Origin of the sequence: Kribbella sp. NPDC050459 (genome assembly GCF_040655315.1) — a bacterium.
Taxonomy (GTDB): Bacteria; Actinomycetota; Actinomycetes; order Propionibacteriales; family Kribbellaceae; genus Kribbella.
In genome coordinates, this window is sequence record NZ_JBFAJQ010000009.1 from 188,050 (window position 1) to 200,763 (window position 12,714).

Genomic DNA, 12,714 nt, shown 5'->3' on the forward strand with positions numbered 1-12,714 from the left:
GTAATCACGAGAACAGGGCAGCGGACACCGCCGCGAGCTCGTCCTCGATCCGGGTGTCGCCGTCCTCGGTGAACCACAGAATGTTCTGCAGGATCCGCCCGGCAGTCCAGCCGAGGGCCCGGTCCCGGTCGATGCCGGTCACCCCGAGCATGAGGTCGAACCGGTTGCGGATCGCTTGCGAGACGTCGCCGGTCGCGACCAGATCGTCCCACCGGTTCCACAACACCGGCATCAGCTCGAACGCCGGATCGCCGGCCAGCGGCTTCGGGTCGATCACCAGCCACGGTCGCCGTTCCGCGGCCATCACGTTGCCGTAGTGCAGGTCCCAGTGCAGCAACCGGTCACCCGGCTCCGGCAGCAACTCGGCCATCCGGTCGGCGAGGCGCCGCGCCAGTGCCTGTTCGGCCGGGTCCGCGAGCATCGGAAGTATCCGTGGCGCGTCCTCGATCATCCCGGCCGCGATGTCCGACAGCTGACGGATCCCGGGTGGCGCGGGGACGACCATCAGACGGGTCAGGAGCTCCGCGAGGATGCGCGTCGCCTCGACGTCATCGGGAACGTCGTTCAGCGTCCGAGGTTGGAGGCGCTCGAGCAGCAGGGTCGACGTTTCGGGGTCGTCCTCGTACACCTCGACGACGTCGTCGTGGTTCCAGGCGCGCAGGGCGAGCGCCTCGCTCTCGGACTCCTCGTCGACGCGCTGCAGCTTGAGCATCGCCGCGGTGCCGTCGCGCCGTACGACGGGGACGATCAGCGACGCCTCGCCGCTCAACGGGTCGCCGGAGACGGTCAGCTGCCACTCGTCGACGTACCGCTGGACTGCCCCGGGCAGCCCGTCCAGCCAGTCGGCGGCCTTCGCGCTGTGGTTCCGGACGAGTTTCGCGGGGATCTCGATCACCCTCGGCAGAGTAGGTGCTGCGGCAGACATGTGCTTGGGTTTTCCCGTGGAGAGCAGGCATCGGCGGGCGCAGCGGTTGGTGGCAGTGGCGTACCTGGGCATTCCCGTGGTGCTGCTGGTGGTCGTCGCGGCGATCGCGGCGACGGGTCCGGCGGCCGCGTGGATCGGGTGTGTCGTGCCGGTCGCGATGCTGGTGCTCGGGTTCGTGCTGCGCCGGCGGCACCGGTACACGCCGCGCTGGTGGCTGGGCGTCGCCGGGCTGTTCGGCGGGCTGGCCGGGCTGACGGTGACGCTCTTCCCGTTGGCCGTCGGGGTGTGGTGGCCGGCGATCCTCGCCCTGCCGGGGCTGATCGTGGGCATCGTCGGCGGGCTGGCGCTCGCGCGCGCCGCCGACCGCGCCCTGCTCGTCCCGTTCGACCCCGAGCTCGCCGGTACGCCGTACGAGCTGGTCTTCCGGCTGCGGGGCATCCCGCTCGCCGCGGTGCTGGTCGGCGCGGACTCGGTCACCGTGCAGTCGCATCCGGTGCCGCGGTCCGAGCAGCAGTTCCGCACCTACCCGCTGAGCGCGATCACCGCCACGCACCAGTTCTCGCTGTCGGGGGCGGAGCGGCTCCGGTTCCCGATCGCGATCACGCACGCCGTCGCGAGCGAGGGACCGGCCGTGATCCTGCAGGTGAACGGCGAGGACTGGGTGCTCCCGACGAACCAGGCCGGCTCGCTGATCGACGTCCTCGCCGAGCGCCGCGGAGCCTGATCCGGCCCGCGGCGCCATCGACCAGGACGAGTACCTGCGTCGCGCCCACGCCGCCGCCCGCCGGCACGCGACGAATCAGGGCTGACGCGGGTGGCAACTGACCCGTACGTCTACCCACCGCCCCACCAGGAGACGCTGCGGAACGAGTTCGGCGAGCTCGACAAGGACATCCTGAAGGGCCTGGAGTACGCGGCGGCGGCCGAACGTCAGCGGCAGCTGGAGTCCGGCGAGGCCGACATCCCGCGGACGTACGACGGCCGGCACGTGGAGGCGATCCACGCGCACCTGTTCCAGGACGTGTACGACTGGGCCGGTCAGCGCCGGACGGTCGAGCGTGACTGAGCTCTAGGAGGACCGTTCCTGGCGGGCGGTCTCGGCCTTCTCCGCCTGCCAGCCGTCCTCGTTCTTGCCGAGGCGCCAGTAGCCGGACAGGGAGACCTGGTCGCGGGAGAGTCCGCGGACCTGGAACAGGTTCTTGCGGATGCGGAACACGAACCCGGCCTCGCCGTGCACGAACACGTGCGGCGTTCCGTCGCCGAAGTCGAACGCCTCCACCGCCGCGACCAGACCGTCGCCGCGCTCGGCGCCGGCGGTCCCGCGATGGAACCAGCGCACGTCGACGTCGCCGGAGCCGCCGAACTTCTGCTCCTCGGCGCCGTCCGCCACCTCGACGAGAACGGTCGCGCGGGCTCCCGGCGGCAACTGCTCGACCGCGGAGCCGATCGCCGGCAGGGCGCTCTCGTCACCCACCAGCAGGTGCCAGTCGGCCGCCGTGTCCGGCGTATAGGCGCCGCCGGGGCCGTTGAACCACAGCACGTCGCCCGGCTGCGCCGACGCCGCCCACGGACCGGCCACCCCTTCGTCGCCGTGGTGCACGAAGTCGATCGCGAGCTCACGCGTCGCCTCGTCCCAGCTCCGGACCGTGTAGGTCCGCATCGTCGGCCACTGATCGGCCGGGTACGTCTCCCGCACCACGCCCATGTCCAGCGGCTCGGGGTACTCGACGCCGTCCTTGCAGAACAGCAGCTTCACGTAGTGGTCGGTGTACCCATTGTCGGCGAAGTCGTCGGACGAGAACACGACCCGGATCATGTGCGGCGTGATCCGCTCGGTCCGGAGGACGACGGCGCGCTTGCAGACGCGGTTACGGCGGGGTGCGGGAGTGGTCACGCGACGACGATCCTCTCGGGCGGGCAGGTTAGGGCAACCTAACTAACCTTAACCCACCCGCCCAAGAGCCGCTCAGGTTCCGCGGATGTAGAAGACCTTGCTGACGCCGGCCAGGTAGTTGTAGCACTTCGGGAAGTACACGCGGTACGGGATCAGTCCCTTGTACGCCGGTTGCGCGCTCAGGGTGAAGCGGCCGCTCTGGCGGATCGCGCCGGTGCCGACGGTTCGCCACTGCGAGGCGCCGTACAGCCGCTGCAGCTGGACCTTGCACGCGGACGGTGCACCCATCACCGACCCGTTGACCGGGACGATCGTGCCGACCGGTGCGCTGGTCTTCGACGGGGCCGCGGACACGATGCCCGGCCGGACGACGACGAGCCCGAGCCCGCCGACCGACGCGGGGTTGCCGGGGAGCAGCAGGCAGTTGACCCAGTTGGCGGAATCGGCCGAGTAGGACTTCGTGACCAGGCCGTTGGTGCCGGTGAGGTTCGTGTAGCCCGGGCCGAAGTACTCGGCGCAGATGTTGTCGGTTCCGAGGACCACCCGGACGCGGCTGCCGTACGGCTTGCCGGTCTGCGCGTCGGTGACCGCCCAGGTGATCTTGAACCCGGAGCCGAACGGCACCACCTTCGGGGACACCGATGCGGTGATCTTCGGCTGGTGTGTCCCGGTGATCGCGAGCGACGGCCCGGAGTACGGCGTCGGGTCGGTCATGCTCCCGCTGCCCGGGAAGAACGGGCCGGTCATCACGCCGGTGACCTTGAACGTTCCGTTCGCGGTCGACGGGACCTGCAGCGGTCCGCTCCACGTCCCGTTGGCCAGCCGCGGCAGGTTGGTGGAGAACAGCGTCCGCTGCTGGCCGGTGCCGCCGGTCCGTTCGAGGATCACGTTCACCGAAGTCTTCGCGTCAGCGTCGTACGTGCCCTTGACCGTCACCGTGACCGGTGCGGTGTTGAGGCCGCTGACAGCGACGCTGGTCTTGTTCAGCGTCACCGAGGTGATGTGCAGGTCAGGATCGGGCTCGGCCTGCGCGACCGACGGCCCGGTGGCCAACCCCAGCCCCAGCATCGGTACGGCAAGCAGGGCGGACAGTGCTCGTTTCATGGGTCACGTCCCTCGGATGTAGAAGGTCTTGCTGAGCCCCGCGACGATGCTGCCGCAGGTCGGGAAGTAGACGCGGTACGGAATCAGACCCTTGTACGCCGGTTGCGCGTTGACCGTGAAACGCCCGGACTGCCGGACCGACGCGGTGCCGACCGACCGCCACTGCGAGGCGCCGTACAGCCGCTGCAGTTGCACGGAGCAACCACCTACGCGGTACACCGAACCGTTGACCGGGACGATGGTTCCGACCGGGGCGCTGGTCTTCGAGGGCACCGCCGACACGATCGCCGGGTGCGCCACGAACAGCCACTGGCCGACGATGTAGTACGGGTCGGCGTAGATGTGCGCACAGTTCAGCGCGCCGCCGTCGGAGGCGGTGTACGGCTTGGTGATCAGGCCGTTCGTCCCGGTCTTGTACATCGGGCTGCCGCCCTCGGCGCACGGCGTGTCGACGCCGAGGCCGATCGGGATCTGCGAGCCGTACGGCTTGCCGGTCGCGGTGTTGGTGACCGCCCAGGTGATCGAGTACGGCTTGCCCCAGGGCACCACCTTCGGATTCACCGATGCAGTGATCTTCGGCAGGTTCGTGCCCTTCACGGTGATCGTCTGGCCGGAGTACGGCGTCGGGTCGACCGGGGTCCCGGAGCCCGGGGAGCCGTACGGACCGGTCATCACGCCGGTCACCTTGAAGGTGCCGTTGGCGGTCGACGCCACGTTCAGCCGACCGGTCCAGGTGCCGTTCTCGATCGTGCCGGCGGTGCGCTTCAGGTCCGCGGACACGATGCTGTCCCGCGGGCCGGTGCCGCCGGTGCGCTTGAGCACGATGTTCAGCACCAGACCGTTGTCGCCCGGCTCACCGGAGTGGTAGCCGCCCTTCACGGTCACGTTGATCGGGTAGGTGTTCAGGCCGGACACCGCGACCGACGTACGGTCGAGGGTGACCTGAGAGATGGTCAGGTAGGGATCGGGGGAGGCCTGGGCGGCCGGCGCACCACCGAGCATGACTCCCGCAAGCGGTGCAGCCAGCAGCGCCGCGAGTACTCGTCTGATTCGCATGCAACTGAGGGTGACAGCGGTACAGGGTCGTTCCAACCTTTTCGGTCCAGGACTGCGCGATCGGGCCGGAGCGTGTAGACCGGTTGCCGCGCGCCCGGGGTTCAACTTCCGGGGGCCGACTGTTAACCGCTCGGTCACGCGTCGCCCGCGTCGGCGACGGCTACGGTCCGCAGGCTGGTGCAATGAGCCAGGTCTTCGGTACGGTCCGGCACCCGGCGTACTCCGTCACGCGGACCGACCGGCTCGGCAACCCGATCTCGCTCGGTGACGTGCTGCCGGAGAGCAAGGCGATCCTGTTCACCGGTCCGCCCGGGATGGGCAAGAGCTCGGAGCTGGACCGCGCGGAGGACCTGGCGGCCCGCCAGGGCTGGACCGCGATCCGGCTGACGGCCTCCGCGAACGTCCCGCTCGAGCACCAGCTGACCGGCGCGGTCCGGACCAACCTCGACGCGCTGCGGGCCCGGTTCCGGCGCGGAGCGGTGCGCAAGCTCAGCCGGACGGTCAGCGACCTCACCCGCAGTGGCCGCAAGACCCGAGTCGGTATCGAGTACCGGCTCGGCGGCGGTCCGATGCCGGTCGAGCTGATCGGCAAGAGCGAGAAGGACACCACGGCGTACGACGATCTCGGCACCACGCTGAACGACTTCGCCGACGAGCTGGGCAAGCTCACCGAGATCGACGGCAAGCCGATCCTGCTGCTGGTGGACAACATCGACCAGGCGTCGGAGCACGACCGGGCCGGCCTGAACGAGCTGGCGATCCACATCGAGGAGCTGAACCGTCCCGTCTGGCTGGTCGCGGCCGGCGGCTCGATGTCGACCAGCGCGCTGATGAACGCGTCCCGCCGGATGTCCGGGATCGCCACCACGATCACCAACCAGTTCGACATCCGCGAGCTCGGTCCGCTGGCCGACGCGCAGCTCCGGCCGGCACTGACCGAGCCGTTGGACCGGGCCGGGATCGCCTACGACCACGCCGCGATCGACGACCTGCTGGCCGCGGCCAACGGCGACCCCGGCCGGCTGCGGCGGCTCGGGCAAGCCGCGGTCGCGTACCGGGACCCGGAGCGCGGGATCACGGTCGGGTCAGCCGCCACCGCGACCGCCCAGGTCAGGGCCGACACCGCGGTGATGTACCAGAGCGTGTGGGACCAGAAGGGCACCACGCACGCGCAGAAGGACCTGCTCGCGCGCGTCGCCGCCCAGAGCCCGGCCGGGCTGTCCATGCCGGCCGAGACCGGCGCCGCCGGCCCCGGGAACTGGCAGGAGATCGACCGGGCTCGCCAGGAGCTGGTGGCCCGCGGGCTGCTGCGCGAGCACGACGGCGGGGTCGTGACGATCCCCGACCGCGGATTCCGCGACTGGCTGAACGACCATCTGGGCCAGACGCCGCCGGACTCCGACGCGCAGCCGATCGAGCCCGGCCGCCAGGAGGCCGCGCTCGCACCGGCCCATCCGCTCGGCGACCGTGCCCTGGTCAACCAGGTGTTCGGCAACGCCCGGGAGCTCGTTCACCAGGTCGACCGCACGGACGAGCAGGGCCGACCGGTCTCGCTCGACCAGCGGACCCCGCGCGGCACCTCGGTGCTGTTCACCGGCCCCCCGGGAATGGGCACCAGCCAGGAGCTGTCCAGGACGAAGGCGTTCGCCGACGAGCAGGGGTGGATCTCGATCCGGCTGGACGCGTCCCGCCGCGAGTCGCTGGAGGCCCGCGTCATCCGCGCGGTCCAGGGCCAGCTGCGGAACTTCGAGGGCAAGTATCCGGCCGGTGAGGTGAAGGAGCTGAAGCAGCTCCTGAACAAGATGGCCATCCGGACCCGGAACTCGATGCACACGGCGCAGGTCGGGCTCGGGATCGCACCAGGGCCGAAGATCCGCGTCGGGACCGCGTGGGAGGGCGTCAAGAAGGACTCCGTCGGTACGACGCTGAACGATGTCGCCGAGCACCTCGCGAAGATGGCGCACCCCAAGCGGCAACCGATCCTGCTGATGGTCGACAACCTGGACGCCGCGTCGAAGACCGACCTGGTCGCACTGACCGAGCTGTCGGCGCACCTGCATCGGTCCCGCAAGCCGTTGTTCCTGATCGCGGCGGGCGGCGAGGAAGCCACCAGCCGGTTGCTCGAGGCATCGGGTGGGCATGCCGGCGTGGAGACCCAGGACGCCGCGCGGTTCGACGTACGGCGGCTCACGCCGCTCAGCGCCGAGGAACTGCGGCCCGCGCTGACCCGGCCGCTGGAGCAGGCGGGGATCCGGTTCGAGCCGGAGGCGGTGGACCACCTGGTCGACGCCGCCAATGGCAACCCGAGCCGGCTGCGGACGCTGACCAGCGCCGCCCTCGAGCTCGCCGGACCTGAGCGGGGCATCACGACCGAGGTCGCCACGACGGCGACGAGCCGGCTCAACGCCCAGTCGCGGGCGCTGTACGACGCGGCTTGGTACAACTGCGCACCGACGGAGAAGGAGTTGCTCGCGAAGACCGCGGCGCACGGCTCTCGCGGGATGCCGATCCCGTCCCGCTCCGAGGCCGCCGGGCCGGCCCGCTGGGACCTCGACGGCGCCGCGCAGAAACTCGTCTCGCGCGGCCTGCTGACCCGTACCGGTCACCAGATCCGGGTCGCCGACCCGGGCTTCCAGGACTGGGTCCAGACCCGCCTCGGCGTCAGCGCCGCCCAGGCCGGAGTCGCGCTGCCGTCCGCGGCCCGCGCACAGCTCGCCTCGGCGGACACACTCAGGCCCGCCCTCGGTGCGGGCGGGCCCAAGCGCGAAGACCTGCAGGCCAAGCGTTAGCTCACGGCCAGATGGAGGCGACCCACTCCGGGTGGTCGATGAACGGGTTCCGGTTGTGCTGGAACTGGCTGTAGATGACCTCGTTGCGGTTCTTCTCGAACGCGTCCGGCGGGTCGGCCGCGGCCCAGGCCTTCAGCACCGACAGCTTGCCGATGTACGGCGCGGTGCCGTTGCCGACCGAGTTGTTCAGCTCGAGGTTCGCGAACCCGTCGTCGCCCTCGTACCGCACGGCCATGTAGAAGATCATCCGGGCGACGTCGCCGCGCACGGCGGCCCGCGGCGCGAACGAGTCCGAGTCCGCCGTACAGCCGGAGCACTGCGCGACCGACGTACCGCCGTTGTCGAAGTCGAGGTTGCCGCGCGCCGAGTTCACCGTGACGTCCTCGGGACGCAGGTGGTGGATGTCGGTGCCCGGGCCGGTCGCGGTGCCGAAGTCGCCGTGCGACTTGGCCCAGACGTGCTCGCGGTTCCAGTCGTCGGCGTCACCGCCGTTGAGGCTCTTGCTGATCGAGCGGCCGGAGTAGATCTCGATGACGTTGCTGCTGTTGCTCGGGTCCTGGTCGGTGACCTTCAGCGCGTCCCAGACCTGGTCGTAGGTGAGCTTGGTCTGGCTCGAGATGATCGTGTGCAGCGCGGACTTCAGCGCAGCGCCCGTCTTGCCCTCGGCGCCGGCGTAGTAGTCGCCGGGATCACCGGGATCCGAGGAGCCGCCGCCGGTGAAGGCGGTCGCGTTCTTCAGGCCGGGATGCGAGAAGTACGCCGTGAGCGACCCGGTGACGGTGATCTGCCGGCCGAGCAGGCTCGGGTTGCTCTGCAGCCCGTACGACGCGCGGAACTCGGCCGGGATCTGCACGTAGAGCATCGCCGACGTACTGGTCTGGGACGCCGAGTCGGCGAGGGCCAGTGCGTAGTCGTTCGGGAAGTTGCTGCGGACAACCGTGGTGGTCGCGGTCGGCTGGCCGACGACGTACCCGGTGACCGAGGCAACTGATCCGTCCTGGCGGCTGATCGCCGTACTGACGGAGATTGCGGTGGCGGCGTTCGACGGCGTGATGCCGAAACCGAGCAGTGCCAGTACGGCGGTGACGAGCAACGCCGGACGGAAGAATCGGGACACGGCTACTCCCAGGGGCGGTTGGGGACCGGACGCAGATCAGTCTGCCCCGGATGCCGGGCCACCTAACAAACAGCAGGTGAAGAGTTGAACCGGTGGGGCGGTGAACGAGTGAGTGCCGTTCACCACCCCACCTGGGTGTACGGGCCCCCATCAGGCCGTGACTGACCGCCGCGGCCCGCTCTGCCCACACACCAGCGAGGTGCCACTGGCGGGCGGCACCTCACCGTCGAGGTCGGCGTGGAGCGGACGCCGTTTACGGACGGTACTCACTCCACCACGCGTTGTCCATGCCTCCGCCCGGGCCATCTCACTCCTCGACCGGTAGCATCGCGCTGGTGACCACGCCGTCCATGCCGTTGCGACTCTTCAACTCCCTCGGGCGCCGCGTCGAGGACTTCACGCCCGCCACGGACGGCGCCGGCAACCCTGACAACGTGGTGCGGCTGTACAGCTGCGGCCCGACGGTCTACAGCTTCGCGCACATCGGCAACCTGCGCGCCTACACATTCGCCGACACCCTGCGCCGCGCCCTGCTCTGGAAGGGCCGGCAGGTCGAGCACGTCATCAACATCACCGACGTCGGCCACGCGGTCGCGGAGGCCGAGCTCGGCGAGGACAAGCTCGAGGTCGCGGCCGCCCGCGAACGCCGGTCGGTCGAGGAGATCGCAGCGATGTACACCGAGGCGTTCTTCGCCGACCTCGCCGCGCTGAACATCCTGCCCGCGCACCACTACCCGCGCGCCACGCAGTACGTCGAGCAGATGATCGCGTTCGCGGAGCGCCTGGTCGAGCGCGGCTTCACGTACGAGATCGAGTCCGGGCTGTACTTCGACACCTCGAAGGACCCGACGTACGGACAGCTCGGGCTGATCGACGTGAGCGGTCAGCTCGAGGGCGCGCGCGTCGAGGAGGTGCCCGGCCGGCGGGCGAAGACCGACTTCGCGCTGTGGCGGGCGGAGGCGCCCGGACAGCTGCGGGCGATGCGGTGGGATTCGCCGTGGGGCTGGGGTGCGCCGGGCTGGCACCTGGAGTGCTCGGTGATGAGCATGCTGCTGCTCGGCGAGCACTTCGACATCCACACCGGCGGCGTCGACCACCGGCAGTTGCACCACGTCAACGAGATCGCCCAGAGCGAGGCGTATCTCGGCGACGGGCAGCCGTGGGTGAGGTTCTGGTTGCACAACGAGTTCCTGCAGCTCGGCTCGGCGAAGATCTCGAAGTCGGCCGGTCACATCCTGACCGTCAGCGACCTGGCGAAGCAGGGCTACCAACCGCTCGCGTACCGGCTGTTCCTGCTCGGCGGCCACTACCGCGCTCAGCTCGAGTTCACCATGGCCGGGCTCGACAGCGCACAGTCCGCGCTGCGCCGGCTGGCTCGTCGTACGGCGTCTCTCGGCGAGCTGCCGGTGGTGACGACCGCGGACGAGGCCCGCGCCGCGGCCGGAGACGATGCCGCGGCTGTCGCGGTGATCGACCAGATCGACGAGGCGATCAGCGCGGACCTCAACACGCCTCGCGTGCTCGCGCTGCTGCAGGAGTCACTGCGCGATCAGGCGCTGTCCGAGCAGGGCCAACGGGCGGTCGTGGCCGCGTGCGCCGCCGTCCTCGGGCTGCCGTTCGGTGCGCTGGACGTCAACCAGGCAGCCGACCTTTCCGCGGTGGACGAGGGGGCCGTCGAGCAACTGGTCGCGGACCGCGAGGCCGCACGCGCTGCCCGCGACTGGGCGCGGGCCGACGCCTTGCGCGCGGAGCTGGCCGAGCTGGGTGTCCAGGTCACCGACACCGCCGACGGCCCGACCTGGACCCGCACCAGCTAGTCCAGCCAGTCGGCCCAGGCCGCGAGCGCCTCTTCCGGCCCGCTGCGTCCCACCCCGAGGCGGAAGCGATCCTTCGGCGTCTCGGTCAGCTCCGACGTGTAGATACTGGCCGGCAGCAACAGCACACCCGCTTGCTCGACCAGCTCGGCGCACATCGCTTCGACGCCGTCGGGGCCGAGGTAGCGCGGATAGCAGACACAGCCGCCGTCCGGCGCGGTGAACTCGAACAGCTCGGAATGCTGCCCGAAGAACTCCTCGAACAGGGGCAGATTGCGCGCGATGATGCCCCGGTTGCGCTCCAGGATGCAGTCCCTGGCCCGCAGGGCGATCAGCGCGAGGACCTCGCTCGGCCCCGCGTTGCAGATCGTCGTGTAGTGCTTCGCACGTTCGAGCCGGTCCAGAACCGTGCGGTCGCGGCAGGCGATCCACCCGATCCGCAGGCCCGGCAAGCCGTACGCCTTGGACATCACGTTGAGCGAGATCGCCGTCCCCGACAGATCTGTTGCCTGCGGCAATGGATCCGCTTCGAGGCCGCGGTAGACCTCGTCCGAGAACAGGATGATGCCGCGTTCGTCGCACAGCTGGACGAGCTGCGCCCAGGCGTCCGGGGCCGGGAGCGCGCCGGTGGGGTTGTTGGGGAAGTTGACCGACACGAGCTTCGTGTTCGGGCGCAGAGCGGCTGCGATCGCGTCGACGTCGAGTGCCCATCCGTCGCCGGGCTGCAGTGCCACCCCTGTCACCTCGCACACGGACAGCGGGACAGTTTCCGCTGCCTGGTAGTTGGGGGTCAGGACGACAGCGTGATCCGTGGGCTCCAAGAGGGTGCGCATCGCCAGGTAGATGGCTTCCTCGGCGCCTGCGAAACAGAGGATGTCCTCGGGCTCAGCAGTGGTGTACGTCGCGGCGATCGCCTCGCGCAACGCCGGGAGACCGCGGGTCTCGGTGTAGCCGAGGGTGAGCGACTCCCAGCGCTCCCGGCCGTCCTCGTCGGCCAGCGCGAGCAGCTCGGACATCGGCAGCGTCTGCGCGTCGGACGCGGTCAGGTGGTAGCGCGCGCTGAACTCCCACCGCGCGAAATAGGTCTCCAGGCGGAAGTCAGGCAGGGTCGGCATACGGCTCCTTCACGACCTGCCCGAGCTCGGCACGCTGCGCGCGCTTGAGACCGTAGAGCAGCAGACCGATCGAGATCGCGCCGACCACGGCGTAGGTGACCCGGCCGCCGAGACCGTCCCACGTGGAGTGCAGCGCGACGGCCAGCGCGTACATGCCGAGGAAGCCCGCGAAGTGCTTGCCGCTCGGCGCGGTCACGAACCGCCACAGGCCCCAGCACGCCAAACCGGTCCAGGCCGCGTGACCGGCCGGGGAGAGCAGCCCGCGGATGAACAGCGTCTGCTCGGCGGCGCCGACGTTGCCGTTCGACTGCAGCAGCGCGACGAACGCGTAGCCCATCGTTTCCAGCACGGCGAACCCGGTGCCGACCGCGACGCCGATGATGATCCCGCGGCCGATCGACGTCCGGTACCGGTGCCCGAAGAACACCACGAGGACCGCCGGTACGACGAGTTTGGCCGCCTCCTCGATCAGCCCCACCCCGACCATCGGCAGCGTCCCGAGGCGGCGCATCGCGTCGTACTCGAGCAGCCCCGCGACCAGGACGCCGACCACGCCGCCGAACAGCAGGCAGCCGCCCAGCGTCGGCCCGTCGATCAGCCACCGCCCGGACCGGCCGGCGGCGAACGTCACGAAGGTCAGCGGTACGACGAGCGCCCCGAGCAGGATCATGGTCGGGAACAGGTTCGGGTTCCCGGTGTCGGTCAGGACGGCCAGTACGGCCAGGTACAGCCCGGCCCCGACCAGGAAGGTTCCGACCCAGGCCCACCGGCGGACCAGCTGCTGCGCGCTCATGAGGTGAATGGTGCCGGTTCGTGGCGTGGTTGCGCCATGTCGCATCCACGGCGGTCGTGGACAGGGCGGATCGGTGTGACGGGATTGCAAACTCTGTCGGAAGCAGA

The 12,714-nt window shown here is 70.1% G+C and carries 11 protein-coding genes; 4 read left to right on the top strand and 7 right to left on the bottom strand.

All coding sequences use genetic code 11. The annotated features are described in order from the left end of the window. Positions 1 to 4 precede the first annotated feature (4 nt). Positions 5 to 895 (bottom strand): aminoglycoside phosphotransferase family protein, encoded by an 891-nt coding sequence (locus AB0I12_RS27300; protein ID WP_359934774.1) that lies wholly within the window; start codon positions 893 to 895, stop codon positions 5 to 7. Positions 896 to 941: 46 nt separating this feature from the next. On the opposite strand from AB0I12_RS27300, the gene AB0I12_RS27305 reads away from it, so the two are divergent. Together AB0I12_RS27305 and AB0I12_RS27310 are read left to right on the top strand one after the other, a co-directional pair. Beyond that, positions 942 to 1,649 (top strand): hypothetical protein, encoded by a 708-nt coding sequence (locus AB0I12_RS27305; protein WP_359934776.1) that lies wholly within the window; start codon positions 942 to 944, stop codon positions 1,647 to 1,649. A gap of 90 nt (positions 1,650 to 1,739) precedes the next feature. After that, entirely contained in the window at positions 1,740 to 1,991 is a 252-nt protein-coding gene (locus tag AB0I12_RS27310) for a hypothetical protein (RefSeq protein WP_359934778.1), read from the top strand. A 3-nt stretch (positions 1,992 to 1,994) separates the two neighbouring features. Here the strand turns inward: AB0I12_RS27310 and AB0I12_RS27315 are convergent, their stop codons facing one another. The 3 genes from AB0I12_RS27315 to AB0I12_RS27325 all read right to left on the bottom strand — a co-directional run bounded on the left by AB0I12_RS27315 (position 1,995) and on the right by AB0I12_RS27325 (position 4,979). Then, positions 1,995 to 2,819, bottom strand: a complete 825-nt coding sequence (locus AB0I12_RS27315) for a siderophore-interacting protein (protein ID WP_359934780.1) — start codon at positions 2,817 to 2,819, stop codon at positions 1,995 to 1,997. Between the two features lie 72 nt (positions 2,820 to 2,891). Then, positions 2,892 to 3,923 (bottom strand): hypothetical protein, encoded by a 1,032-nt coding sequence (locus AB0I12_RS27320; RefSeq protein ID WP_359934782.1) that lies wholly within the window; start codon positions 3,921 to 3,923, stop codon positions 2,892 to 2,894. A gap of 3 nt (positions 3,924 to 3,926) precedes the next feature. After that, complete coding sequence (locus AB0I12_RS27325) at positions 3,927 to 4,979, bottom strand: hypothetical protein (RefSeq protein ID WP_359934784.1); 1,053 nt, start codon at positions 4,977 to 4,979, stop codon at positions 3,927 to 3,929. A 182-nt stretch (positions 4,980 to 5,161) separates the two neighbouring features. On the opposite strand from AB0I12_RS27325, the gene AB0I12_RS27330 reads away from it, so the two are divergent. Further along, the gene (locus AB0I12_RS27330; RefSeq protein ID WP_359934786.1) at positions 5,162 to 7,768 is read left to right on the top strand and encodes a hypothetical protein; all 2,607 of its coding nucleotides are present in this window, start codon (positions 5,162 to 5,164) and stop codon (positions 7,766 to 7,768) included. A 1-nt stretch (position 7,769) separates the two neighbouring features. Here the strand turns inward: AB0I12_RS27330 and AB0I12_RS27335 are convergent, their stop codons facing one another. After that, positions 7,770 to 8,885 carry an endonuclease gene (locus AB0I12_RS27335; protein ID WP_359934788.1) on the bottom strand — a complete coding sequence of 372 codons (1,116 nt, stop codon included), beginning with the start codon at positions 8,883 to 8,885 and terminating at the stop codon, positions 7,770 to 7,772. Between the two features lie 335 nt (positions 8,886 to 9,220). Here AB0I12_RS27335 and cysS point away from each other — a divergent pair, with 335 nt between their 5' ends. Beyond that, positions 9,221 to 10,702: a cysteine--tRNA ligase gene (gene cysS, locus AB0I12_RS27340; protein WP_359934790.1), complete on the top strand. Its 1,482-nt coding sequence runs from the start codon at positions 9,221 to 9,223 to the stop codon at positions 10,700 to 10,702. On the opposite strand, the gene AB0I12_RS27345 is transcribed toward cysS, so the two are convergent. Both AB0I12_RS27345 and AB0I12_RS27350 read right to left on the bottom strand, forming a co-directional pair. After that, a complete protein-coding gene (locus AB0I12_RS27345; protein WP_359934792.1) occupies positions 10,699 to 11,814 on the bottom strand; it encodes a pyridoxal phosphate-dependent aminotransferase in 1,116 nt (371 codons plus the stop codon). The genes cysS and AB0I12_RS27345 overlap by 4 nt on opposite strands. Continuing rightward, on the bottom strand, positions 11,798 to 12,607 hold the full coding sequence (locus tag AB0I12_RS27350) for a PrsW family intramembrane metalloprotease (RefSeq protein WP_359934794.1): 810 nt from the start codon (positions 12,605 to 12,607) through the stop codon (positions 11,798 to 11,800). The genes AB0I12_RS27345 and AB0I12_RS27350 overlap by 17 nt, the downstream gene beginning before the upstream one ends. Positions 12,608 to 12,714: the final 107 nt, after the last annotated feature.

What these genes read in the sequence shown, in the direction of transcription:
- AB0I12_RS27345 (WP_359934792.1), bottom strand. Translation starts at nt 11,814, where the DNA reads ATGCCGACCCTGCCTGACTTCCGCCTGGAGACCTATTTCGCGCGGTGG.
- AB0I12_RS27320 (WP_359934782.1), bottom strand. Translation starts at nt 3,923, where the DNA reads ATGAAACGAGCACTGTCCGCCCTGCTTGCCGTACCGATGCTGGGGCTG.
- AB0I12_RS27350 (WP_359934794.1), bottom strand. Translation starts at nt 12,607, where the DNA reads ATGAGCGCGCAGCAGCTGGTCCGCCGGTGGGCCTGGGTCGGAACCTTC.
- AB0I12_RS27325 (WP_359934784.1), bottom strand. Translation starts at nt 4,979, where the DNA reads ATGCGAATCAGACGAGTACTCGCGGCGCTGCTGGCTGCACCGCTTGCG.
- AB0I12_RS27330 (WP_359934786.1), top strand. Translation starts at nt 5,162, where the DNA reads ATGAGCCAGGTCTTCGGTACGGTCCGGCACCCGGCGTACTCCGTCACG.